Source organism: Klebsiella sp. KPN54798, from assembly GCF_021184225.1.
GTDB classification, from domain to species: Bacteria; Pseudomonadota; Gammaproteobacteria; order Enterobacterales; family Enterobacteriaceae; genus Klebsiella; species Klebsiella pneumoniae.
Genome location: NZ_CP089234.1, coordinates 4232472 through 4257076 on the forward strand (window position 1 = coordinate 4232472; position 24605 = coordinate 4257076).

Here is a 24605-nt window from a genome sequence, read left to right on the forward strand (position 1 = left end):
GGTTAACACAACGGCGAAAACAGGATTATTCCTGGACGGCAATTACCAGCAATCTGATACTGATGATGGCCCCTGACTGCCAGAATACCTGACATAGAGCTGGAGAAAAAACCAGCAGCGCAGATGTGGGAGGGCCTATGGCTGAATTCAGTTTTTCAAAATCGCTTTTGGGAAATAAAAAAAGGGGCGCGCTGACCGGCAGCCATGTCGCCTACGGGCTGTTCGTGTTGATCTGCTGCTGGGCCGGCGCGCAGATGCTCAGCATGCTGATCCACGCCCCGGGGGTATTTGAACGCCTGATGCAAGCCCAGGACGCCAGCCGTCCGCAAGTCGACATCAGCCTCGCCGTGGGTACCCTCTTTGGTCTGATCCCTTTCCTGATCGGCTGCACGTTCATCGGGGTACTGGCGCTTATCGTGCGCTGGCGTCAGCGCCGTTAACGCCGCGCCATACAGTTTGCCCGCCGCTCATCAACCCGTTTCGCAAACCACGCCGTCGTCAGATTTCGGGTGATTTTTGGACTCTCCAGCTGGATCCCTGGCAACATCTCCCGCGGCAGGGTTTTGCCCGCCTTTTTCTCGGCGAGACGGAAAACCTGCTGATAGAGATCGGTCTTCTCAAACGCCAGGCTGTCGCCCTTTTTCAACTGACGATGGATCTCGCTGTCGCTCATCCCCAGCTGGCTCGCCAGGCGACGCACCGCCAGCTCGGTGCTGCCCGGCTCCTCGCTGTCGTAGCGGATAAGGTCGCCGTCGAGCGCCAGTTTTACCCCGCTGGCTTTCACCACCGCGCTCTGGAAGGCGGCGTTACGGCTGGCGTACCAGCCGGCGTTGAAGTCGGCAAAGCGGTACAATGGCGCACTATAACTGGCCGGATAGTTCAGCAGATGATAGGTGCCAAACCACAGGCCACCGCGCAGACTGAAGACCTCCTGGCGCACCGTGCCGTTCATTTTCCACGGGTAGCCGGAGGTGTGCTGCTCGGCAAAAGCAATGCTGACCTGCATCGGCCCCCCGGTGTGCACCGGGTTAAGGGAACCGAACAGCTTCTGCCCCATCGGCACCATCCCGATAAAGTCATCAAAAATGGCGCTCAACTGCTTTTCCGTCTTCACATTGTCCAGACGGTCGCTATAGCTTTTACCGTTTGGCGAGGTGATCTTCAGCGCGGTATGGACCAGAAACGGCGGAATGTGCATTTTTTCCGCCCGGCGGTCAATTTCCTGCCAGGCGATTTTATTCAGCCCCGGCACCACCGGATCGGACTGATAGTTAGACTCTTGCTGCGCGACCGCCAGCACCGAGCAGACGTTTTCTTCCGTCGGCGCCAGCTTCTGGCTGTCAAACGCGGTGGCGATGGCTTGCGCCCAGGCCTCCCGATCCTTGACGCTGGCCGGCATTTTCTGCCGCACCACCGACGCCACGTCAACAGGCTTTTCGCCCTCTTTCAGCGCCGGAGCCTGCTGGCTGGTACAGGCGCTCAGCGCCATAGCCGCCAGCAGCGTCAATGAAACGGGAATAATGCGCGATAAACGTGCGGCCATTATGCTTCCTTGTCTTGATTAACGTAATGTCGGGATCGCTTCCTGCAGCGGTTTGCCGTCCAGCTCGCGTTCAAAACTGCGCAGACGTTTGTAGATGGACATCAGTTCCACCAGCGTTGTCCACGAGCTGATCAGGTACTGGAACGAGCCGCGCACCTGGCCGAAGACGTTGGTAATTTGCGTCATCAGCCCGAGGGTAATCGTACCGGCAACGATCGACGGAAACAGCAGGAAAAGGCCGAAAACGTTATCCACCTGCAGATAGAGGATGCGGGCGATATTGAAATACATATAGTGGAAATAGAGACGGAAATAGTTGCGACGCACCGCGCGGAATAGCTCGCGCACCGTCGGCGGCGTGGCGCGAGTTTCATCGTCCTCGCCATAAACCAGCTCTTTACGATAGGCCGCTTCCACGCGCTGGTTTTTAAACTCCAGGCCCGGCAGCTTAATCCCCACCACCGCCAGCAGGCCGGTACCCATCAGCGACCAGACGATAGCGGCAATCACCAGGCCATACGGCAGATGGCCGACGATAGGCAGGTCGGGAACATGTTCGGAGAGCGTCACCAGCACCGGCAGGAAGGCGATCAGGGTCATCACCGCGTTGATAAAGCTCACGCCCATATCTTCGAGGGTGGAAGCAAAACGCATGGTATCTTCCTGCACACGCTGCGCGGCGCCTTCGATATGGCGCAGATGCTGCCAGTGGGCCATATAGTGCTCGTTCATCGCCGTGCGCCAGCGGAAGACGTAGTGGCTGACGAAGAAGTTGTTCATCACGCCAATAATCACCGCGATGATCGCGATGCCGAGAAAGACGCCGATTTCCTGATAAAACTGGTTGATGCTGACCTTATGCGGGGTGGCCAGCGCGCTCTGGATCAGGTCGTAGAACGGCGCATACCAGGCGTTGATCGCCACCCCGACTTCCACCAGAAACCAGGTGACGAAGATGATGAGCGAGGTGCCGAGAATCGACCAGTACTGCCAGCGGTGCGGGCAGTAGACAAACCAGAACAGCGCGAACACGCCGACGCAAAACAGATAGTAAGCGTAGAACACCAGATAGTTGAGCGACCAGAAGCGCGCCGCGCTGATCGCCACATTTTGCGATGCCCCGGTGACCCGCAGCAGCCAGTCGCCGCCGCCCGCCTGCCAAAAGATCACGGCCAGCAGCGACCAGATAAAGGCAGAAATAAAAAACGGCCCCGGTTTGGGGAAAAAAGATTTAAACATCATTGTCTCCTGCTAACTTCTTATCGTTCTGCTATTGCTGTGTACGACGCATACGTCGGCCGCCGCGTGGATGAGCCCTCGCGGGACAGACGAATGATAAGACCGGATATCAACAGCTTAGTTCTGCTGCCATGCGTGCAGAATTGTTTCTGTGGGTTTCACCTGTAAAGGATTGCCAGGAATGGTCAGCGTACGCCACACCTCATTGTAGTGGGCGATAAGCATCGCGGCCTGCGCGGCGGGGCGGTCGGCGGTGGTGTGGGCATCTTCCGCGATAACAATACCGTACCCGCGGCTGGCGCCATTTTTAATGGTGGTATCGAGGCAGTAGTCGGTGGCGCAGCCGCAGATGACGAACTGCTGAATGTCGTGTTCGTCCAGCACCTGCGCCAGCGAGGTGTGATAGAAGGCATCGCAGGCGGTTTTGGTGACATACAGCGCGCCAGCCGGCTGCTCCAGCTCAGGAAGCAGGGCGAAGCCTTCGCTGCCGGCTTCGAGGCCGCCGGCTTCATCATGCTGAATGAAAATAACCTTGTCCGCCGCGCGCACCAGACGATTAATTTGCGCGACGCAGCGCTCGCGCGCCAGACGCGGCGTGGCGAACACGCCGTTTTGCATATCCACGACCATCACTACCCGTTGAGCCGTCATTGTTCTCTCCCACGAACCTTCAGCCAAACGGTCATCATACGCGCCGGCGAAAAAAGCCGGTATCCGAAAGCGTAAAAAAGTCTTTTTTACGCACCGTTACCTTTTTCCTGCAGGAAAGTCGTGAATCCCGCTTTGTTCTGCGCCACTTCGTAGTATAAATACCCTCTTCTTTTTATTTATTTAATGGATGATCTCCGTTGAAACGTAGTTTGCTCATTTTTGCTGCGCTGTGCGCGGCGTCGTGGACCTCGGTGCAGGCCGCACAGCCTACCGTTGACCCGGTTTTCGCCTCGGATGTGGTCGATCGTTACGCCAATCATATCTACTACGGCAGCGGCGCCACCGGCATGGCGCTGGTGGTTATCGATGGCAATCAGCGTGTTTTTCGCAGCTTTGGCGAAACCCGCCCGGGGAATAATCAGCACCCGCAGCTCGACTCGGTGATCCGTATCGCCTCCCTCAGCAAACTGATGACCAGCGAGATGCTGGTGAAGCTGCTCGACCAGGGGGTGGTGAAACTCAACGATCCGCTGAGCAAATACGCCCCGCCAGGCGCCCGGGTGCCTGACTGGCAGGGAAAACCAATCACCCTGGTTAACCTCGCGACCCATACCAGCGCCCTGCCGCGCGAGCAGCCTGGCGGCGCCGCTCATCGTCCGGTGTTTGTCTGGCCGACCCGCCAGCAGCGCTGGAACTGGCTCTCTACCGCGACCCTGAAAGCCGCGCCGGGCTCGCAGGCGGCCTACTCCAATCTGGCCTTCGATTTACTGGCGGACGCGCTCGCCACCGCTGCCGGCAAACCGTATCCGCAGCTGTTTGAAGAGCAGATCACCCGGCCGCTGGGGATGAAGGACACCACCTTTACCCCGTCACCGGATCAGTGCCAGCGGCTGATGATCCCGGAAAAAGGCGCCAGCCCGTGCAACAACACCCTGGCGGCGATCGGCAGCGGCGGAGTCTACTCGACGCCGGGGGATATGATGCGCTGGATGCAGCAGTTCCTGTCATCCGATTTCTATACCCGCAGCCAGCAGGCCGACCGGATGCAGACGCTGATTTATCAGCGTAACCAGCTGACCCGGGTGATTGGTATGGACGTGCCGGGCCGCGCAGACGCGCTGGGCCTCGGCTGGGTGTATATGAAGCCGAAGAACGGCCATCCGGGGATTATTCAGAAAACCGGCGGCGGCGGCGGGTTTATCACCTATATGGCGATGAATCCGCAGGCTAACGTTGGCGCCTTTGTAGTGGTAACCCGCTCGCCGTTAACCCGCTTCAACAATATGAGCGATGGCATCAACGACCTGGTCAGCGAGTTGAGCGGCGCACAGCCCAACATGCAGACGGCCAGCCAGTAAGCCCGGGGAAGGTTTCGCCGATGCGCCATAACGATCGTTTTGGCGAAACATCCCGCTGCCATTTCAGTTACACTATCGTCTTTCATTTCACAAAATCAGGCAAACCATGACAGATTTAATCACTCGCCCCCGCCGCCTGCGTCAATCCGCTGCGCTGCGCGCCCTGTTTGAAGAGACAACACTGAGTTTGAACGACCTGGTGTTGCCGATCTTTGTTGAAGAAGAAATTGATGATTACAAAGCGATAGAGGCCATGCCCGGCGTGATGCGCATTCCGGAAAAATATCTGGCGCGCGAGATCGAACGCATCGCCAACGCCGGGATCCGCTCGGTGATGACCTTTGGTATTTCTCATCACACCGATGCCACCGGCAGCGATACCTGGAATGAAAATGGTCTGGTGGCGCGTATGTCGCGGATTTGTAAGTCCACGGTGCCGGAGATGATCGTCATGTCCGATACCTGCTTCTGCGAATATACCTCCCACGGCCACTGCGGCGTGCTGTGCGACCACGGGGTGGATAACGACGCGACCCTGGAAAACCTCGGCAAACAGGCCGTTGTCGCCGCCGCCGCGGGGGCGGATTTCATCGCTCCTTCCGCCGCGATGGACGGACAGGTGCAGGCGATTCGCCGCTCGCTGGACGCCGCCGGCTTCACCAATACGGCGATCATGTCCTACTCGACCAAGTTCGCTTCTTCCTTCTACGGTCCGTTCCGCGAAGCGGCCGGTACCGCGCTGAAGGGCGATCGGAAAACCTATCAGATGAGCCCGATGAACCGCCGGGAGGCCATTCGCGAGTCGCTGCTCGATGAAGCCCAGGGCGCCGACTGCCTGATGGTGAAACCGGCTGGCGCCTACCTGGATATTCTGCGCGATATCCGCGAACGCAGCGATCTGCCGCTCGGCGCCTATCAGGTCAGCGGTGAGTACGCGATGATCAAATTTGCTGCCCAGGCGGGCGCTATCGATGAAGAGAAAGTGGTTCTGGAAAGCCTCGGCGCTATCAAACGCGCAGGCGCCGACCTGATCTTCAGCTATTTCGCCCTCGATCTGGCCGAGAAAAAGATCCTCCGTTAAACCTGCCCCTCCCCGGTGGCGCTGCGCTTACCGGGGCCCGCAGTCCCATCCCGCATGTAGGCCGGGTCAGCCACAGCCGCCATTCGGCACAAAAACGGCTCCCTACCCGTTGCCATTGCCCGGCGGCGCTGACGCTTGCGCGGGCCTACGAGATTGCCGGGCCCGCAGTCCCATCCCGCATGTAGGCCGGGTCAGGCGCAGCCGCCACCCGGCGCAAAAACGGCGCCCTACCCGTTGCCATTGCCCGGCGGCGCTGGCGCTTGCGCGGGCCTACGAGATTGCCGGGCCCGCAGTCCCATCCCGCATGTAGGCCGGGTCAGGCGTAGCCGCCACCCGGCGCAAAAACGGCTCCCTATCCGTCGTCTCCCCCGCTGCGACCGAAACTTCACCCAACTGTAATCTGAACGACATCTCCACCTTCTACTGTCTGGGCAGGACGGAGGAGGAGCCACTATGTTTAGTCTCGACAACGTACTCGATGACCTGTGGCCTCAGGCGAGGCCCGCCCCCTGGCAAAAGAAACTGTTAAAAAAGCTATTTTATGAGGAAGAGTTTCAACAATTTGCCGACCGTCACCGCCACCTGAAGGGGCTTGATACGGTCGAACAGGTGCTGGAATACCTCAATATCCGCTGCGCCATCCCGGCGCACGATCTCGAACAAATCCCCGAATATGGCCCGCTGGTCATTATCGCCAACCACCCCACCGGCACCCTCGACGGCCTGGCGCTCCTGTATGCGGTATCCCGCGTGCGCCGCGATGTCAAAGTGGTCACCAACCGCATGCTCACCCACCTTGAGCCCCTGAGCTCGCTGTTTATCCCGGTAGATAATATTCATGGCCGCACCGCTAAAGCGGCGCTGCAGCAGATGGACCAGCAGCTGCAGGCCGGCGGGGTGCTGATCTTCTTCCCGGCGGGGGAAGTCTCCCGCCTCACCCGTCGCGGCATCCGCGATAAAAAATGGCACTCCGGCTTTATTAAGCTGGCGGCAAAATATCGCGCCCCGCTGCTGCCGGCGTGGATTGACGCCCGCAACAGCGCCCTGTTTTACGCCAGTACGCTGGTCTCCGACAACCTGCCGCTGCTCCTGCTGATGCAGCAGATGTTTCGCCGGCGCAACAGCAGCCTGCCGGTGCGCATCGGCCAGCAGATCCCCTGGTCGAGCTGGTTCGATGCCCAGTCCAGCGCTCGCGAGCTTACCGGCCGCTGCTATCAGCACCTTGAACAGCTGCGCAAAGGGCTGCCGGGGCGGTTTAAAACCGAAAGCGCCATCGCCCGTCCGGAAGACCGGGCGCTGCTCAAACGCGAACTGCACAAGGCCGAATGCCTGGGCCGCACCGCCGATGGCAAAGTGATTTACCTCTGGCAGCGCAACGGCCAGGAGGACGCGCCGCTGCTGCGCGAGCTGGGACGTCTGCGGGAAATCGCCTTCCGCGCGGTCGGGGAAGGCAGCGGCAAACGGCGGGATATCGACGGGTATGACGACGACTATCTGCATCTGATCCTGTGGGATGAAGAAGACCTCGAGATCGTCGGCGCTTACCGCTTTATGCCGACGGCCATCCAGCTGGCAAAGCGCGGCCTGGAGGGGATCTACAGTTACAGTCTGTTCCATTACGACGGGCGGATGGACGATGTCCTGCAGTACGGCATTGAGCTGGGGCGCAGCTTTATCCAGCCACGCTACTGGGGGCGTCGCGGGCTGGACTACCTGTGGTCCGGCATCGGCGCTTATCTGGCGCGCTATCCGCACTATCGCTATCTGTTTGGTCCGGTGTCGATTTCTGGCGGATTGCCGCCCGCCGCCCGCGATCTGCTGGTGGCGTTCTACCGGCTGTGGTTCCCGGCGACGCATCCGCTGGCGGAGTCGCGTCGCCCTTATCCGGCGTCGCTGCCCGACGTGCTGGCGCAGTTTGGCGGGGAGGATTACAACGACGACCTGGCCCGGCTGAAGTCCCTGCTCGGCAACCTCGGCTGCGCGATCCCCCCGCTGTATAAGCAGTACTCGGAAGTGTGCGAGCCGGGCGGCGTGCAGTTTATCGATTTCGGCAGCGACCCGGATTTCAACAACTGCGTGGATGGTCTGGTGCTGGTGGATCTCACCTACCTGAAGGCCAATCGCTACCAGCGCTATATTGGCGCGCATCTGGGTGCGCAAAAATCGGCATAAAAGCTTTTTCCCGGCTTGCGGCGCGTTGCGCCTTAGCCGGGCTATGGTTCACCGTTTCCGACGGTTCGGTAGCCCGGAAAAGGCGCGTCAGGCGCCGCCTCCGGAAAGCAGCGGGCAATGTTCTCCGCGGCTCGCGGCTGATGCCTTAACCGGCTACAAGCCTTACCCCGCCCGGTAATACGGCTTATCGCCGAGGATCGTCGCCCGGTGCATGATCCGCCGCTGCGGCAGATAGTCGGCGTTGGCGTAATGCTGCGTCACCCGGTTATCCCAGATAGCGACATCGTTCGGCTGCCAGCGCCAGCGCACCTGAAACTCCGGTTTAGTGACATGAGCAAACAGGAAGTTCAGCAGCGCTGCGCTCTCTTTCTCACTCACCTCGACAATTCGCGTGGTAAACCCTTCATTAACGAACAGCGCCTGCTTGCCGGTCACCGGGTGGGTACGCACCACCGGGTGCAGCAGCGGCGGATGCTTCGCCACCGCTTCCTGCCAGCGCCGATGCTCGGCTTCGGTCTTGTTGTACTTATACTCCTGGAACGATTTGCGGAAATCGTGTTCGGCATGCAGGCCGCTCAGCAGCTGCCGGAAGGGTTCTGACAGCGCTTCCCAGGCGGCGATGCCGCTGGTCCACAGGGTGTCCCCGCCGGTCGTCGGCAGCTCTTTCGCCGCCAGAATGGCGCCGGCGGGCGGCGTGTCGATAAAGGTGACATCGGTATGCCAGTTGTCATTATCCGGCGGATTATCGTTGTGGGTATCGAGGACGATAATCTCTTCCACGCCAGGGGCGTGAGGGTAGACCGGATGGATATGCAGGTCGCCAAACCGCAGCGCCAGGTCGCGCTGTTGCGCCGGGGTGATATTCTGCTCGCGCAGGAATACCACCTGATGACGCAGCACCGCGTGATACAGCTGCTCAAACTGGTTGTCGCTCAGCGGACGGGTTAAATCCGCCCCGCTCACCTGCGCGCCAATATACGGCCCCAGCGGGGTAATGCTCAGACGTTCACTCATTGTACTTCTCCATGCCAGGGCGTCAGGCGCCGCTGCAGCGCGCGCAGACCCAGTTCCAGTAAAAAGGCGATAATGGCAATCACCGCGATCCCCGCCAGCACCACATCGGTGGCGAGAAACTCGCCGGCAGACTGCACCATAAATCCTAATCCGCGGGTGGCGGCGATCAGCTCAGCGGCCACCAGCGTTGACCAGCCCACCCCGAGACCAATGCGCAGCCCGGTGAGGATCTCCGGCAGCGCGCCGGGCAGGATCACCAGCCACAGCACCTGCGCCCGGCTGGCGCCCAGCGAACGGGCGGCGCGAATCCGCACCTGCTGCGCGCTTTTTACCCCTGCCAGCGCCGACATGGCTACCGGCGCGAAAATCGCCAGGTAGATCAGCAGGATCTTCGAGGTTTCACCGATGCCAAACCAGATCACCATCAGCGGTAGGTAGGCCAGCGGCGGCACCGGACGATAGAGTTCGATCAGCGGGTCGAGGATCCCGCGCACCGTCGAGTTGAGCCCCATGGCGATCCCCACCGGTACGCCAATAAGCACTGCCGCCAGCAGGGCGATAACGATCCGCGTCAGGCTCGCCGCCAGGTGCTGCCAGAGCGTCGCATCCATAAAGCCCTGCGGCCCGGCGATGGTGATAAGCTTCTGCAGCACCTGGCCCGGCGGCGGCAGAAACAGCGGACTAATCAGCTGCAACGCCGCGACCGCCCACCAGACGGCCAGCAGCACCGCCAGGGTCGCCACGCTGAGGGTGAGCTCACGGGAGAGCGGCCAGCGCCACTTCAGCGTCGACTGACGCGGTTTGTCGTTCAATACCACGCTCATGAGAAAGCCTCCCGTTGGTCAAACACCCGGCTCAGAATGTATTCCCGCTGTTCAATAAAGCGCGGGTCGGATTTGATGCTGCGGCAGGATTCGCCCGCGACAAAGCGACGGCTGAAATCAAGTCGCAGCCTCTCCACCACCCGTCCCGGCCCCGGCGACAGCAGCACCAGCTCGGTCGCCATGAAGATGGCCTCTTCAATATCATGGGTGATCAGCAGCACCTGTTTGCCGGTCTCATGCCACAGTTTCAGCAGCAGCGTCTGCATCTGCTCGCGGGTAAAGGCGTCAAGCGCGCCGAAGGGCTCGTCCAGCAGCAACAGCTGCGGATTCGCCGCCAGCGCCCGGGCGATGCCCACCCGCTGGCGTTGACCGCCGGACAGCTGCCAGATAAAACGCTTTTCCGCCCCTTCGAGCCCCACCTTCTTCAGCATCTGCGCCGCCGCTTGCCGGCGCTGCGCTTTATCCACGCCCGCCAGCTGGAGGCCCAGCGCCACGTTATCCTGCACATTGCGCCACGGCAGCAGACCTTCATTCTGGAAGACCACCCCGCGCTCTGCGCCCGGCCCGGTCACCCGCTGACCTTCGAGGGTGATGCTGCCGTGCTGATAGGGCACGAATCCGGCAATCAGGTTCAGCAGGGTAGTTTTACCGCAGCCCGAAGGCCCCAGCACCACCAACAGCTCCCCACTCTCCAGCGTCAGGTTGATATCCGCCAGCGCCGGTTTACCGCCGTAGTCGGCGGAAAGATGCGAGATTTGCAGCATCGCCGCCTCCTTTACTTCACAAAGCGGTCAGTAACGTACTGACGATAATCGGTTCCCGCCGCAGGCACTTTGCCCTGCTCTTTCAGGAAGCGCGCGGTATCGACGATGGCCTGATTGACCGGCCCGTTCAGCGCCTGCGCCTGCTCAGCGGCGGTGAGATAGGTATTGCCCTTCACCAGCCCGGGGACATCGGCTTCCGGCACGCCGCTCAGGCGCGCCAGCTTGCTGATGTTGTCCGGCTGTTTTAGCCATGCCTCCGGGTTGGCGATGTAGGGCTGCTGGGCGTCGATGGCGCTTTTAGCAAACGCTTTGACGATCTCCGGATGCTGCTCGGCGAAGTCCTTACGGACCACCCAGACGTCAAGGGTCGGCGCGCCCCACTCCCCAACCTGAGAAGAATCGGTCAGCACCTTGCCCTCTTTTTCCAGTTCGTTAACCGCTGGCGCCCAGACGTAAGCGCCATCGATATCCCCGCGCTGCCAGGCGGCGATAATCGCCGGCGGCTGCAGGTTAATAATCTGTACCTGGCCCGGCTTGATGCCCCAGTGTTTGAGCGCCGACAGCAGGCTGTAGTGGGTGGTGGAGATAAACGGCACGGCGATGCGCTTGCCGATCAGATCTTCCGGTTTGGTAATGCTTTTCTTCACCACCAGCGCTTCGGAGTTGCCGAGCTTTGAGGCAAGCAGGAACACTTCAATCGGCACCTGCTGGCTGGCGGCCACCGCCAGCGGGCTGGAGCCAATATTACCGATCTGCACATCGCCGGAGGCCAGGGCGCGTACCACGCTGGCGCCGCTGTCAAATTTCCGCCAGTCGACGGTCGCCCCGCTGGTTTTGGCGAAGGTGTTGTCCGCCTGGGCGACTTTCGCCGGCTCAGCGGAGGTTTGATACGCCACGGTAACGTTGACCGCCTGCGCCTGGAAGGCGGCGACAGCCAGCGCCGCCAGAAGAGTAATTCGCGATGTGAATGCCATAATGTCTGCTTCCCCTGAGTTGTTATAGGTGCAGTATTTCCGGCATCAGGATGGAGATGAAGTAATTAAAAATTCTGGCTAATAGCGAATCGTTTTTAGAACAAAAGCGGGAAAGGATAGTTGGTTTTGTGCGGTGAGTTAGTGGCAGATGGTTGGCGCCGGGCGGCGGCTACGCCTTACCCAGCATCCGGTTCGCGCAATATGTAGGCCGGGTAAGCGCAGCGCCACCCGGCAAAAATTTAGCGCTTCGCGTTAAGCGCGGCGATGTCCTTCGGCGTGGTGCGGCAGCAGCCGCCGATCAGCTTCGCCCCGGCGGCCAGCCACTGCGGCAGATAATCCGCCAGGCTGGCGCAGGCTTCGCCATGATGGTGCCAGGTCTTGCTCACCGCATCATAATGTTCGCCGGAGTTAGGATAGACCACCAGCGGCAGGGCCGTCAGGCTGTGCAGATGCGCCAGCGCCGCGGGCGTATTTTCCAGGGCGATACAGTTGATCCCCACCGCCACCACCTGCGGGTTATCCGCCAGGGCGGCCATCACCTCGCGCAGCGGCGTGCCGTCGCTGAGATGTTCGGCGTCGCGCAGCGTGAAGGAGTACCAGGCGCGGGCGCGGGGATACTCCTGCAGCAGGGCCGCCAGGGCCTGGATCTCAGCGAATGACGGCAGGGTTTCACAGGCCAGCAGGTCGGCGCCGGCATCCAGCAGCGCTTCGACGCGCGGGCGGTGGAAGGCCTGGAACTCTGCCGCGCTGCGCTGATAATCGCCGCGATACTCCGAGCCGTCGGCGAGAAACGCGCCATACGGCCCCACCGAACCGGCCACCAGCAGCGTACCGGCCTGCGGGTTCTCGGCGAGGTACGCCTCGCGCGCTTTGCGCGCCAGCTCGACGCTTTTGCCGATTAGCGCCCGGGACTGCGCCTCATCCAGCCCGCGCGCGGCAAAGCCCGCCGGAGTGGCCTGATAGCTGGCGGTGATCGCCACCTGCGCCCCGGCGCGAAAGTAGTCGAGATGCACATCGCGGATCAGCTGCGGGTTCTCCAGCAGCACTTTCGCCGACCACAGGCTGTCGGCCAGATCGCAGCCGCGGGCCTCCAGCTCGGTGGCCATGGCGCCGTCCAGCAGCACGAAAGGCTGGGCGGCAAGCAGGGCGGTAAACGGATTAGTCTGCGACATGTTGGGGCTCCTGAGTCATATTCCGTGAACGAGTAAGATACCAGGCACCATAGCACAGGGCCACAAAGGGGATCCCGCACCACAGCGCAATTCTCTGGCTCGGGTCAAAAGCGAGGCCCACGCAGGCCACCAGGCACAGCACAAAGCCCAGAACGGGCACTACCGGATACCAGGGAGCGCGATACTGCAGATCGCTCAGAGCCTTACCCTGCTGCAGATGGCGGCGGCGGAACATAAAGTGCGAGGCGCAGATGCTCAACCACACCGCCACCACCGCAAAACCGGAGATCGCCGACAGCGCGACAAACACCGTATCTGGCGCCACCACGCTGGAGAACAGCGCCAGCACGCCGCCCAGCATACTCACCGACAGGGCGGTCACCGGCACGCCCCGTTTATTGACTTTGGCAAAGCAGGCCGGCAGCGTCTTCTCGTTCGACAGCGACCACAGCATCCGCCCGGAAGCGTACAGGCCGGAGTTAGCCGCCGACAGGATCGCCGTCAGGATCACGAAGTTGAACATGTCCGCCGCATAAGGGATGCCCACCTTCTCAAACACCAGCACGAAGGGGCTTTTCTCCACTCCCGCCTGCTGCATCGGGATCAGCGCCGCCAGCACAAACACGGTGCCGATAAAGAAAATAATCAGCCGGGCGATGGTGGTGCGGATGGCAACCGGAATAACCTTATGCGGGTTTTCCGTCTCTCCGGCGGCAATGCCGATAAGCTCCGTCCCGGAGAAGGCGAAGTTCACCGCCACCATGGTCATCAGGATCGGCAGGCCGCCGTGCGGGAACCAACCTTCGGCGGTGATATTGCGCAGGCCCGGCGCCGGCGAGCCATCCTGCATCGGAATGATGCCGAAAATGGCCGCGCCGCCGAGAATAATAAACGCGACGATGGTGACCACTTTCACCAGCGAGAACCAGAACTCGCCTTCGGCGAAGAAGCGCGTCGAAATGATGTTAAGGCCGAAGATCACTGTGCAGAACACCACGCACCAGATCCAGACCGGCACCTGCGGGAACCAGTACTGCATGCAGAATCCCGCCGCGGTGAAGCTCGACCCCAGCGCCACCGTCCACGTTAGCCAGTAGAGCCACGCCACGGTATAGCCCGTCGCCGGGCCAAGATAGCGCGCCGCGTAAACGTGGAAGGCGCCGGTCTCTGGCATCGCCACCGACAGTTCGCCAAGGCACTGCATCACCAGCCAGACCACCAGGGCGCCAATCAGATACGCCAGCAGCGTCCCGGCCGCGCCGGTGGTGGAGATGATATAGCCGGTATTAAAGAATAAGCCGGTGCCAATCACGCCGCCGAGCGACAGCATGATCAGATGGCGCGTTTTCATGGTGCGCTTCAGCTGCCCACCTTGTTGTTGTGTTGTGCTTTGCATTTTATTTTCTCACGCCAGCCCGCTTGCCCGGGTCATGCTGCGTATAAACGTATAGACATCTAAACATCCAAAAGAAGAAGTGTTATACCGTGCCGCCGCTGAAAAAGCAAAGCCGCTGCACCAGCGCGCGCGCCGACAGCGTGCAGCCTGCCCCATTTTTGCGCAGCGCCAGCGGGCGCGCCACGGACTGACGCCTTATCGCGGCAGACAACGTTCTGGCACTCTCTTTGCAGCCTGTCGTTCAGCACCTTTCTATCTGGCGAGGCAATACGTATGACAGAGCACACCACCACCTTAAAAAGAACGCTCGGCAGTTTTCGTTTATGGGGGATCGCCGTCGGACTGGTGATATCCGGGGAGTACTTCGGCTGGAGCTACGGCTGGTCGCAGGCGGGCACGATGGGGTTTATGGTCGTCGCCCTGGCGGTCGCCGCGATGTACTGCGCCTTTATTTTCAGCTTTACCGAGCTGACCACCGCCATCCCGCACGCTGGCGGCCCTTTCGCCTATGCCTACCGCGCCTTCGGGCCCACCGGCGGCTTTATCGCTGGTTTTGCCACCCTGATTGAATTCGTCTTCGCCCCGCCGGCCATCGCCATGTGGACTGACCCCATAAAGTTGGATGGTTCATATTAAGCGGCTCTCAGAGCCTGGGTTCGGTACTCTACCGGACTCAGGCCTTTTAATTTCAGGCTTATCCGCTCGTTGTTGTAGTAATGGATATAGTCCTCTACGGCTTTTCTTAGCGCACTGACACTCCTGAACTCCCTCAGATAAAAACACTCCGATTTCAGGGTCCCGAAGAAGTTTTCCATCACTGCATTATCCAGGCAGTTTCCTTTACGCGACATACTCTGCGTCATCCCATGCGCCTTTAAACGTTCCTGATAGCTCCTCATCCTGTAATGCCAGCCCTGATCCGAGTGCAGCAGCGGAGCATCTCCCGGTCTGAGCTTCGGGAACGCACCGTCCAGCATCGTATTCACCATCTCCATCACCGGCCTTTCCGACAGGCTGTAGGCGATAACCTCCCGGTTAAACAGATCGAGAACTGACGACAGGTAAAGCTTTTTTCCCTGTACCGGGAACTCTGTCACATCTGTTACCCATTTTTCGTTGGCTTTTGACGCACCGAAGTTCCGGCTCAGGATATTGGGCGCGGCCTCGCCCGTTCTCCCTTTCCAGGCACGATATTTTTTCGCCCTTATCACAGACCGGAGTGACAGTTCTGCCATCAGCCGCTGCACTGTTTTATGGTTTATCCGCAGCCCCTGTTTTCTCAGTGCGAGCGTGATCCTGCGGTAGCCATAACGACCTTTGTGATAGTGGTATATCTTCCTGATGTTCTCTTTAAGACCCGCATACCTGTCCCCTTGCTTCAGTGCATTCATATTGTAATACCACGTGCTACGGGACATACCGGCCGCCCGCAGAAGGTCCCGCAGAGCGTGTTCATGCCTTAGTTCACTGATTATCAGGGCTTTTTGCCATTTTTTTCGCTCTGAACCAAGGCTTTCAACTTTTTTAGATAGGCATTCTCTGCCCGCAGATAACGCAGTTCGGCCCTGAGCTCTTCGGGGAGAGTTTTTCCAGCTCTTTATCTGTCAGTGGTGGGATATTTTTTGGCTTTGTCATTTGTCCGGGCCGTCCGCATTGCATGTTTAAAAGACCTTCCGCTCCGGCATCGTTGTACACGTCGAGCCAGCGCCGGACAAGTATTTCTGCGGAGAGATTAAACCGGGCAGCCGCTTCACGCATCGTCAGGCGGTCACTGATAACCGCCCGGACGACCACGAGTTTAAATTCATCGGAATAATGATTATTTTTTGCAGTCAGGCCTTCTGCACCGTGGAACTGCCATGCCCTGACCCAGCGACGGACAGATGTTCTTTCAATACCAAAAAGGTCGGCTGTACTCTGTTCTCCGTCTTTACCGGACAAATAATGATTAACCACAGCCAGTTTTGTTTCAGGGGAATACTTTGGTTTAGCCATAAAATTGCACCTTACTCAGTTGGGTGTCCAACTTTTGGGGTGCAGTCCACATGGCCATCGGGGCCTACCTCAACGTGCAGTTTCCGGCGCTGGATCCGAAATGGGTCGCCTGCGGCGCCTACGTGATCTTTATGACGCTCAATATTCTCGGCGTCGGCATCGCCGCCACCTTCGAGCTGATCGTCACTCTGCTGGCCATCTTCGAGCTGCTGGTGTTCATGGGCGTAGTCGCCCCCGGCTTCTCCTGGAGCCACTTCACCACTAACGGCTGGGCGGGCGCGGATAGCTTCAGCGGCCTGGCGCTGCCGGGGATGTTCGCCGCCATTCCGTTCGCCATCTGGTTCTTCCTCGCCATTGAGGGGGCCTCCATGGCGGCCGAAGAGGCCAAAGATCCGCAGCGCACCATTCCCCGCGCCCTGGGCGGCGGCATTCTGACGCTGACGGTGCTGGCGATCGGCGTGATGGTCTTCGCCGGCGGCGTCGGCGACTGGCGCGCGCTGTCCAATATTAACGATCCGCTGCCCCAGGCGATGAAGACGGTGGTGGGCAACGGCAGCGGCTGGCTGCATATGCTGGTGTGGCTGGGGCTGTTTGGCCTCGTCGCCTCCTTCCACGGCATCATTATGGGCTACTCGCGGCAGATCTACTCCCTCGCCCGCGCCGGCTATCTGCCCGCCGGGCTGGCCTCCCTCAACCGCCGCACCCGCACCCCGCATCTGGCGATCCTCGCCGGCGGCGTGGTCGGGATCGCCGCGATCTTCTCCGACTCGCTGATCACCATCAGCGGCATGCCGCTGACCGCCTGCATCGTCACCATGTCGGTATTTGGGGCTATTGTTATGTATATCACTTCCATGGCGGCGCTGTTCAAACTGCGCCGTAGCGAGCCGAAGCTGATCCGTCCGTTCCGCGCCCCGCTCTACCCGCTGGCGCCGGCCTTTGCCCTCGGCATGGCGGTGCTCTGCCTGGTGGCGATGGTCTGGTATAACCTGCTGTTGGCGCTGATTTTCGCGGCGATGATGCTCGGCGGCTACCTGTGGTTCCGCAAAACCGCAGCGGCCCGTGAACGGGCGCCAGTGGATCCTCAACTGCGCACGGTCTCCTGAGGAGGCGGCATGTATAAAACCACGCTATCGGGCCAGGTATGGCGCTTTGATAGTCTGAAAACGTTGATGGCGAAAGCGTCGCCAGCCCGCTCCGGCGACGCCCTCGCAGGGGTTATCGCCACCTCAGCCGAAGAGCGGATGGCGGCGAAAATGGCCCTCGCCGAGGTGCCGCTGACCGACATTCTCGACAACCCGCTTATCCCTTACGAGCAGGACGAAGTGACTCGCCTGATCCTCGACACCCATGATGCGCAGGGCTTTGCCGCCCTGCGTCACCTGACGGTCGGCGATTTTCGCGACTGGCTGCTGGATGATGCTACCGATACCGCCACGCTGCAGCGGGTCGCCCGCGCCATCACCCCGGAGATGGCGGCGGCGGTCAGTAAGCTGATGCGCAATCAGGATCTGATCCTTGCCGCCAGCAAATGCCAGGTGGTGACGCGCTTTCGCAACACCATCGGCCTGCCCGGCCACCTCAGCGTACGCCTGCAGCCCAACCATCCTACCGACGACCTGAAAGGCATCGCCGCCAGTATGCTCGACGGGCTGCTGTACGGCGCCGGGGACGCGGTGATCGGCATCAACCCGGCCAGCGACAGCTTACCGGTGCTGGCGCAGCTGAACGTCATGCTGGACGATATTATTCAGCGCTTCGCCATCCCTACCCAGTCCTGCATTCTGACCCATGTGACCAATACGCTGCAGCTGATTGAGCGCGGCGCGCCGGTGGATCTGGTGTTCCAGTCGGTGGCCGGTACCGAAGCGGCCAACAGCGGCTTCGGCATCAATCTTGCCATGCTGCAGGAGGCCCGCGAGGCGGCCCTGAGCCTCAGGCGCGGTACCCTCGGCAGCAATGTGATGTATTTTGAGACCGGCCAGGGAAGCTGCCTGTCGGCCAACGCCCACCACGGCGTCGATCAGCAAACCTGTGAGGCGCGGGCCTACGCCGTCGCCCGCCACTTTGAACCGCTACTGGTCAATACCGTGGTCGGTTTTATCGGTCCGGAGTATCTCTACGACGGCAAGCAGATTATTCGCGCCGGGCTGGAGGATCATTTCTGCGGCAAGCTGATGGGCCTGCCGATCGGCTGCGACGTCTGCTATACCAACCACGCGGAAGCGGATCAGGATGATATGGACACCCTGCTGACCTTGCTGTGCGCTGCCGGGCTCACTTTCCTGATCGGCGTGCCCGGAGCGGACGATATCATGCTCAATTACCAGAGCACCTCGTTCCATGACGCGCTGTACGCCCGTCGTCTGCTGGGCTTAAAGCATGCCCCGGAGTTCGCCGACTGGCTGGCGAAGATGCAGATTATCGATCCGCACGGCGCGCTGCGGCTCACCGACGCCCGCCATCCGCTGCTGTCCGTCCTGCCGCAAGGAGCCTCCGTATGAACCGTCCCGATGCCTGGAACCCGCTGCGTGAATTTACCGATGCGCGGATCGCCCTGGGGCGCAGCGGCGCCAGTCTGCCGACCCGCGAAGTCCTCAACTTTGGTCTGGCCCATGCCAGAGCGCGGGATGCCATTCATCAGCCGTTCGCCAGCCAACAATTGGTGGCGCCGCTGGCGGCGCTCGGCCTCGACGCCCTGACGGTGCACAGCGCCGCGCCGGACCGTCATACCTATCTGCGGCGCCCGGATCTCGGGCGGCGGCTCGCCGACGAGAGTCGCGCCGACCTCGCCGCCAGCGGCGTCCGCCCCGCCGACCTGCTGCTGGTGATCGGCGACGGCCTCTCTTCCTGGGCGGTAGAGCGCCAGGCGGTGCCGTTGATCCGCGCCCTGCTGCCCTATCTGCAGACGCTGGGTATCGGCCTGGCGCCGGTGGTGCTGGCGCATCAGTCGCGGGTAGCGCTGGGAGATGATATTGGCGAAACCCTGAAAGCCCGCGCGGTGGCGATCCTGATTGGCGAACGACCGGGTCTCTCCTCGCCGGACAGCCTCGGCGTCTACCTCACCTGGCAGCCTCATCGTCAGCGCCTGGAGTCTGAGCGCAACTGTATCTCCAATATTCGGCCGGAGGGATTAAGCCATGACGCCGCCGCCTTTAAACTGGCCTGGCTGCTGGAGCAGGCTTTTTTGCGCCGGCTTACCGGGGTGGGTCTGAAAGATGAAAGCGATAATCCGGCGCTGCATGGTAAAATAAAACCGTTGCCCCCTTTAAAATAATAAGTCACGCGAGCAGCAGAATAGATTTTTAATATTATCTTGTGCACCTGACTTTATATTCCGCCGCGTGCTGAAATTGCCCGGCGGCGCTTCGCTGGTACGGGTCTACGGAAGCCGTGCCAGCGGTTTATATGGCGTATTTTTCAGGCCGGGTAAGGCGCCAGTCGCCCCCCGGCAAAATGCTTTCACCGTACCAAAAACCGTGTTGTCGCCAGCCTTATGCCCTTCCCTGCAGGTAATAAGAATATTGCATGAGTAAAAACGAAACGGACGTTGTAAGGTAAATCAGCGCATTAAAAATACCCGTCATACTTCAAGTTGCATGTGCGTTGGCTGTGTTCTCTCCCCCAGTCACTTACTTCTGTAAGCGTCTGGGGACTCGCTTACTTGCCGCCTTCATGCGACTCGAATTATTTAGGGCATATATCTCGTTATCCATTCAACATAACAGCCAATAATTCGCCGGATACGCTGGCGCATTATTCCTCAATGTTATGCAGTCATTGATGGTTAAAGATAAATAATCGACCGACGGAGAAATACCAATGAAATCGTTTTCCGGGAAAGCGTCTTTAATGGCCACGCTGGTTGCCGCGCTGGTCGGCGCCAGCAGCGCGCAGGCAGCGGAAATTAAAATCGGGGTGGTATTACCCCTGAGCGGCGCCCTCAGCGGCTATGGCCAGCCGTCGCAGAAGGGGCTGGACATTATTCAGGCCATCACCCCAACATTAAAAAATGGCGATACCATCAAGCTTATCGTTATCGATGATAAAAGCGACAAAGTCGAAGCGGCCAACGCCATGCAGCGCCTGGTCTCCAGCGATAAAGTGGATGCCGTGATCGGGGAAGTCACCTCCTCCAACACCCTGGCGATGACCAAAATCGCCGACGACAGCAAAACGCCGCTGGTCTCCTCCACCGCCACCAACGACCGCGTCACCCGCAACCATCCCTACGTCAGCCGGGTCTGCTTCTCGGACAGCTTCCAGGGGGTGGTCGGGGCCAATCTGGCCTCCCGCGATCTGAAAGCCAAAACCGCCGCCATCGTGTTTGACAGCAGCAACGACTACTCCGTCGGCCTGGCGAAAGCGTTCCGCACCCAGTTCCTGAAAAACGGCGGCACCATTCCCATCGAGGTCCAGGCCCCGGGCGGCAGCAAGGACTTTAAAGCCCAGCTGGCGAGCGTCAAGGCGAAGAATGTCGACATGATTTACATGCCGATCTACTACACCGAAGGGGCGCTGATTGCCGTGCAGTCTAAACAGCTGGGGCTCAACAAACCGGTGGTGGGCGGCGACGGTCTGGCCGCGGATCAGGTCTTCTTCGATGTCGGTAAAGACGCGGTCAACGGCTATATGACCACCGATTATTACTCGCCGAACGCCAAAGAGCAGACCCCGGCGGGGGAAACCTTCATCAAAGCCTGGGAAGCCAAATACCAGCAGCCGACCCATACCTGGGGCGCAATGGCGGCGGACGCCTATAACGTCATCGTCAACGCCATGAACCAGTGCAGCGATCCCCACGATCGGGTCTGCGTAAATGAAAAAATCCGCGCCACCAAAGATTTCCAGGGCGTGACCGGCACGCTGACGTTACAGAACGGCGACGCCATTCGCAGCGCGGTCATCAACGAAGTGAAAGATGGCAAGCTGGCGTTTCGTACCGTGGTTAACCCTTAAGTTGTGACGAGGCTACAAAATGGACGGCGCCATTTTTCTCCAGCAAGTGGTCAATGGAATGAGTCTTGGGGGCATGTACGCCCTGATTGCCATCGGTTATACGATGGTTTATGGCGTGCTGCGGCTGATCAACTTCGCCCATGCGGACGTGATGATGGTCGGCGCGTTTAGTACGCTGTTTTTATTTTCTTCGGTTGGGCTACCCTTCGGGGTAGCCGTTTTCCTGACCCTCGGGCTGTGCGGCCTGTTTGGTATGCTGATTGACCGGGTCGCCTATCGTCCGCTGCGTCAGGCCTCGAAAATCTCCATGCTGATCACCGCCATCGGCGTCAGCTTCTTTCTCGAAAACCTGTTTAACGTACTGTTTGGCGGCAGCTCGCGCTTCTTCTCCGCACCTGACTTTTTCAACCAGACCCGGGCCTTCGGCAGCGTCATCATTACCAACGTGGCGTGGATTGTGCCGCTGATCACCGTCCTGCTGCTGCTGGCGATCCTCTGGCTGCTGTACCGCACCCGCTATGGGATGGCGATCCGCGCGGTGGCCTTTGACGTCAACACCGTGCGCCTGATGGGCATTGACGCCAACCGGATCATCTCCCTGGTCTTCGCCCTCGGCAGTAGTCTCGCGGCGCTCGGCGGCGTGTTCTACTCCATCAGCTACCCGACGATCGATCCCCTGATGGGCGTGCTTATCGGCCTGAAGGCCTTCGCCGCCGCCGTGCTGGGCGGGATCGGCAGCGTCACCGGCGCGGTGCTGGGCGGCTTTATCCTCGGTTTTACCGAAGTGGTCGCCGTGGCGATCTTCCCCGAACTGGGCGGCTATAAAGACGCTTTCGCCTTCCTGTTCTTGATTCTGGTCCTCTTGTTCCGCCCGGTCGGCATTATGGGCGACGAACGTCTGGAAAGGAGCCGTTTCTGATGCTCAACGCGACGACGACCGCCGGGGCGCAGCTGCGCAACCTGGTAATTATTGTCATCTGTATCGCGCTGCTGGCCGGAATCAACGTGGTTTTCAATGACTACATTGTTCGTGTCATCAGCACCATTTTTATCTTTATGATCCTCGCGGTCAGCTACAACCTGATCAACGGCGTGACCGGCCAGCTGTCGCTGGAGCCGAACGGCTTCGTGGCGGTGGGCGCCTACGTCACCGCCCTGCTGATCCTCTCCAGCGACAGCAAGGTAGACATGTTTGAAATGGCCGCCCCCAGCCCGTGGATCCTCAGCCTGCACGCGGGCTTCCTCCCTGCCCTGCTGATAAGCGGCCTGTGCGCGGCGGCGCTGGCGGTGTGCCTCGCCGTGCCGGTCTTCCGGGTACGTGGCGACTACCTGGCCATTGTCACCCTCGGCTTTGGGTTTATCATCAAGATCCTCGCCATTAACAACCCGCAAATCACCAACGGCGCCATCGGGCTGAACGATATTCCGCAGCAGCCGCATCTCCTGTTCTGGTGCGGGCTGTTCGCCCTGCTGGCCACCGGCATGATCCTCCAGCTGGTGTGGTCGAAGTATGGCCGGATGATGAAAGCTATTCGCGACGATGAAGATGCGGCGATCGCCATGGGGGTCAACACCTTCCGCATTAAAACCTGCGCCTTCGCCACCAGCGCCTTCTTCGAAGGGATCGGCGGCGGTCTGCTGGCTTCCCTGCTGACCACCATTTCCCCAGGGCTGTTCGACTTTATGCTCACCTTCCAGCTGCTGATTATTATCGTCCTCGGCGGGCTCGGCAGCACCACCGGCGCCCTGCTCGGCACCGTGCTGGTGGTCGGCAGCGGCGAGTGGCTGCGCTTCCTCGATCAGCCGCTGCAGTTCTTCGGTCACGATCTCGGCGCGTACCCGGGCCTGCGAATGGTGGTCTTCTCCCTGCTGTTGCTGATTATCATGCTCTTCGCCCGCGAGGGGCTGTTGGGGAAAAAAGAGATTTGGCAGACCGGAAGAAGGAGCGGCGGCTATGGCGGAAAATAACGTTATCCTGCAGGTGCAGGACGTCACCATGCAGTTCGGCGGCCTGCGGGCCATCGACAACGTCAGCTTCCATGTTGACGAGGCGGAGATCTTTGGCCTTATCGGCCCTAACGGCGCGGGCAAAACAACCCTGTTTAACGTCATTACCGCCAACTATAAACCCACCAGCGGCAGCGTCACCCTGGCGGGCACGTCGCTGAAGGGGCTGAAGCCCAACCAGGTGGTGAACGCCGGGATCGCCCGCACCTTCCAGAATATCCGCCTGTTTAACTCCATGACGGTGCTGGAGAACGTGATGGTCGGGCTCGACCGCGCCAGCCGCTACTCGCTGCTGGAGGCGGCCCTGCATATTGGTCGCTACTTTCCGGCCGAGCGGGCGGCGAAAGCCAAAGCGATGGCCATCCTGGAGGATATCGGCATCGCCCACTTCGCCCATATGCAGGCCACAAACCTAAGCTATGGCAACCAGCGCAAAGTGGAGATCGCCCGCGCGCTGGCCACCGCGCCGAAGCTGCTCCTGCTCGATGAGCCGGCCGCCGGGATGAACCCGAAGGAGACCGAGGATCTGGCGGAGCTGATCTTCCGCATGCGCCATGACTATCAGCTAAGCGTCCTGTTAATCGAGCACGATATGCCCTTCGTCAACCGCCTGTGCGAGCGGGTGATGGTTCTGGAGTACGGTAAGCCGCTGTTCAGCGGCCTGATGGCCGAGGCGATCCAGCATCCGGACGTCATTTCCGCTTATCTGGGAGAAGCCAATTATGCTTAACGCCCGGGAACTGAAGGTCTTTTACGGCGTGATCCAGGGTCTGAAGGGCGTCGATATCGATGTCTATGACCGGGAAATCGTCACCCTGATCGGCAGCAATGGCGCCGGTAAAACCTCCACCCTGAACGGGATCGTCAACCTGGTGCGCTCCAGTGGGCGCGTCAGCTTCCTCAACGACGATATCTCACGCAGCCAGACCCACCAGATCGTGCGTCGCGGGCTGGCGCTGGTGCCGGAGGGACGGCGCGTCTTTACCAACCTGACCATCGAAGAAAACCTGCGCATGGGCGCTTACAATAATCTCGCCGGCTACGCCCGCCTGCGCGATCGCATGTACGCCCTCTTTCCGCGGCTCAAGGAGCGGCGCCATCAGATGGCGGGCACCATGAGCGGCGGCGAGCAGCAGATGCTGGCCATCGCCCGGGCGCTGATGAGCGAGCCGGTGTTATTGATGCTGGATGAACCGAGCCTCGGGCTGGCGCCGAAAATTGTCGGCGAGCTGTTCGGCATCATTAAGCAACTGCGCGAAGAGAATATGACGGTGCTGCTGGTGGAGCAGAATGCGACGGCCGCGCTGGCGATCGCCGATCGGGCGTATGTCCTGGAGAATGGCCGGATCACCTTGTCAGGCGCGGCGCGGGAGATGCTGACTAATCCGGAAATTAAGCGGATGTATCTGGGGGGATAGGCATGGTCAAAACTGCCTGGGCTGCGGCGGCGCCTCCC

22 protein-coding genes and 3 pseudogenes are annotated in these 24605 nt (G+C 60.3%); 13 read left to right on the forward strand and 12 right to left on the reverse strand.

What is annotated here, in order from left to right; all coding sequences use genetic code 11:
- Positions 1-137: 137 nt before the first annotated feature.
- The gene (locus LPQ25_RS20390; protein ID WP_002890210.1) at positions 138-440 is read left to right on the forward strand and encodes a YaiY family protein; all 303 of its coding nucleotides are present in this window, start codon (positions 138-140) and stop codon (positions 438-440) included.
- Here LPQ25_RS20390 and LPQ25_RS20395 read toward each other — a convergent pair.
- From LPQ25_RS20395 to LPQ25_RS20405, 3 genes are all read right to left on the reverse strand, one after another.
- Complete coding sequence (locus LPQ25_RS20395) at positions 437-1543, reverse strand: DUF1615 domain-containing protein (RefSeq protein WP_012737477.1); 1107 nt, start codon at positions 1541-1543, stop codon at positions 437-439. The two genes, LPQ25_RS20390 and LPQ25_RS20395, sit on opposite strands and share 4 nt — an antisense overlap.
- A gap of 18 nt (positions 1544-1561) precedes the next feature.
- Entirely contained in the window at positions 1562-2782 is a 1221-nt protein-coding gene (gene sbmA / locus LPQ25_RS20400; protein ID WP_002890204.1) for a peptide antibiotic transporter SbmA, read from the reverse strand.
- 117 nt (positions 2783-2899) lie between these two features.
- On the reverse strand, positions 2900-3412 hold the full coding sequence (locus tag LPQ25_RS20405) for an isochorismatase family protein (RefSeq protein ID WP_074424905.1): 513 nt from the start codon (positions 3410-3412) through the stop codon (positions 2900-2902).
- A gap of 218 nt (positions 3413-3630) precedes the next feature.
- Here LPQ25_RS20405 and ampH point away from each other — a divergent pair, with 218 nt between their 5' ends.
- The 3 genes from ampH to LPQ25_RS20420 all read left to right on the forward strand — a co-directional run bounded on the left by ampH (position 3631) and on the right by LPQ25_RS20420 (position 8044).
- Entirely contained in the window at positions 3631-4791 is a 1161-nt protein-coding gene (gene ampH / locus LPQ25_RS20410) for a D-alanyl-D-alanine-carboxypeptidase/endopeptidase AmpH (protein ID WP_004151350.1), read from the forward strand.
- Positions 4792-4897: 106 nt separating this feature from the next.
- Positions 4898-5872, forward strand: coding sequence for a porphobilinogen synthase (hemB, locus tag LPQ25_RS20415; RefSeq protein ID WP_002890201.1), 975 nt, complete (start codon positions 4898-4900; stop codon positions 5870-5872).
- A gap of 453 nt (positions 5873-6325) precedes the next feature.
- Positions 6326-8044, forward strand: a complete 1719-nt coding sequence (locus LPQ25_RS20420) for a bifunctional ornithine lipid synthase OlsF (protein ID WP_012737475.1) — start codon at positions 6326-6328, stop codon at positions 8042-8044.
- 162 nt (positions 8045-8206) lie between these two features.
- Here LPQ25_RS20420 and tauD read toward each other — a convergent pair whose 3' ends face one another.
- The 7 genes from tauD to LPQ25_RS20455 form a co-directional block, all read right to left on the reverse strand.
- The gene (tauD, locus tag LPQ25_RS20425; protein ID WP_004147277.1) at positions 8207-9058 is read right to left on the reverse strand and encodes a taurine dioxygenase; all 852 of its coding nucleotides are present in this window, start codon (positions 9056-9058) and stop codon (positions 8207-8209) included.
- Entirely contained in the window at positions 9055-9882 is an 828-nt protein-coding gene (gene tauC / locus LPQ25_RS20430) for a taurine ABC transporter permease TauC (protein ID WP_002890196.1), read from the reverse strand. Before tauC ends, tauD begins: the two co-directional genes overlap by 4 nt.
- Positions 9879-10646 carry a taurine ABC transporter ATP-binding subunit gene (gene tauB / locus LPQ25_RS20435; protein ID WP_004893960.1) on the reverse strand — a complete coding sequence of 256 codons (768 nt, stop codon included), beginning with the start codon at positions 10644-10646 and terminating at the stop codon, positions 9879-9881. Before tauB ends, tauC begins: the two co-directional genes overlap by 4 nt.
- Positions 10647-10657: 11 nt before the next feature.
- Positions 10658-11620 (reverse strand): taurine ABC transporter substrate-binding protein, encoded by a 963-nt coding sequence (tauA, locus tag LPQ25_RS20440; RefSeq protein ID WP_002890192.1) that lies wholly within the window; start codon positions 11618-11620, stop codon positions 10658-10660.
- Positions 11621-11859: 239 nt separating this feature from the next.
- Positions 11860-12792 carry a homocysteine S-methyltransferase gene (gene mmuM, locus LPQ25_RS20445; RefSeq protein WP_004144601.1) on the reverse strand — a complete coding sequence of 311 codons (933 nt, stop codon included), beginning with the start codon at positions 12790-12792 and terminating at the stop codon, positions 11860-11862.
- Positions 12779-14188 (reverse strand): S-methylmethionine permease, encoded by a 1410-nt coding sequence (gene mmuP, locus LPQ25_RS20450; RefSeq protein ID WP_012737474.1) that lies wholly within the window; start codon positions 14186-14188, stop codon positions 12779-12781. The genes mmuM and mmuP overlap by 14 nt, the downstream gene beginning before the upstream one ends.
- 82 nt (positions 14189-14270) lie before the next feature.
- Positions 14271-14399 (reverse strand): hypothetical protein, encoded by a 129-nt coding sequence (locus LPQ25_RS20455; RefSeq protein WP_012737473.1) that lies wholly within the window; start codon positions 14397-14399, stop codon positions 14271-14273.
- 62 nt (positions 14400-14461) lie between these two features.
- Here LPQ25_RS20455 and LPQ25_RS20460 point away from each other — a divergent pair.
- Positions 14462-14788: pseudogene (locus LPQ25_RS20460) on the forward strand (ethanolamine permease); the annotation flags it as partial.
- Between the two features lie 32 nt (positions 14789-14820).
- On the opposite strand, the pseudogene LPQ25_RS20465 reads toward LPQ25_RS20460, so the two are convergent.
- Positions 14821-16183, reverse strand: a pseudogene (locus LPQ25_RS20465) (IS3-like element ISKpn1 family transposase).
- A 41-nt stretch (positions 16184-16224) separates the two neighbouring features.
- Between LPQ25_RS20465 and eat the strand changes: the two are divergent.
- The 3 genes and pseudogenes from eat to eutC all read left to right on the forward strand — a co-directional run.
- A pseudogene (gene eat / locus LPQ25_RS20470) lies at positions 16225-17289 on the forward strand (ethanolamine permease); the annotation flags it as partial.
- 9 nt (positions 17290-17298) lie between these two features.
- On the forward strand, positions 17299-18687 hold the full coding sequence (locus tag LPQ25_RS20475; protein WP_012737472.1) for an ethanolamine ammonia-lyase subunit EutB: 1389 nt from the start codon (positions 17299-17301) through the stop codon (positions 18685-18687).
- Positions 18684-19460, forward strand: a complete 777-nt coding sequence (gene eutC, locus LPQ25_RS20480) for an ethanolamine ammonia-lyase subunit EutC (protein ID WP_004151353.1) — start codon at positions 18684-18686, stop codon at positions 19458-19460. Before LPQ25_RS20475 ends, eutC begins: the two co-directional genes overlap by 4 nt.
- 439 nt (positions 19461-19899) lie before the next feature.
- Here eutC and LPQ25_RS20485 read toward each other — a convergent pair whose 3' ends face one another.
- Complete coding sequence (locus LPQ25_RS20485) at positions 19900-20043, reverse strand: hypothetical protein (RefSeq protein ID WP_004144596.1); 144 nt, start codon at positions 20041-20043, stop codon at positions 19900-19902.
- Between LPQ25_RS20485 and LPQ25_RS20490 the strand changes: the two genes are divergently transcribed.
- Genes LPQ25_RS20490 through LPQ25_RS20510 form a run of 5 tightly spaced genes read left to right on the forward strand, consistent with a single transcriptional unit; the run spans position 20036 to position 24567 of the window.
- Complete coding sequence (locus LPQ25_RS20490) at positions 20036-21142, forward strand: ABC transporter substrate-binding protein (RefSeq protein ID WP_004147267.1); 1107 nt, start codon at positions 20036-20038, stop codon at positions 21140-21142. The two genes, LPQ25_RS20485 and LPQ25_RS20490, sit on opposite strands and share 8 nt — an antisense overlap.
- 19 nt (positions 21143-21161) lie before the next feature.
- Positions 21162-22061: a branched-chain amino acid ABC transporter permease gene (locus LPQ25_RS20495; protein ID WP_002890128.1), complete on the forward strand. Its 900-nt coding sequence runs from the start codon at positions 21162-21164 to the stop codon at positions 22059-22061.
- Positions 22061-23110: a branched-chain amino acid ABC transporter permease gene (locus LPQ25_RS20500; RefSeq protein WP_004144594.1), complete on the forward strand. Its 1050-nt coding sequence runs from the start codon at positions 22061-22063 to the stop codon at positions 23108-23110. The genes LPQ25_RS20495 and LPQ25_RS20500 overlap by 1 nt, the downstream gene beginning before the upstream one ends.
- Positions 23097-23879: an ABC transporter ATP-binding protein gene (locus LPQ25_RS20505; RefSeq protein ID WP_004151354.1), complete on the forward strand. Its 783-nt coding sequence runs from the start codon at positions 23097-23099 to the stop codon at positions 23877-23879. The genes LPQ25_RS20500 and LPQ25_RS20505 overlap by 14 nt, the downstream gene beginning before the upstream one ends.
- Positions 23872-24567: an ABC transporter ATP-binding protein gene (locus tag LPQ25_RS20510; RefSeq protein ID WP_002890126.1), complete on the forward strand. Its 696-nt coding sequence runs from the start codon at positions 23872-23874 to the stop codon at positions 24565-24567. The genes LPQ25_RS20505 and LPQ25_RS20510 overlap by 8 nt, the downstream gene beginning before the upstream one ends.
- Positions 24568-24605: the final 38 nt, after the last annotated feature.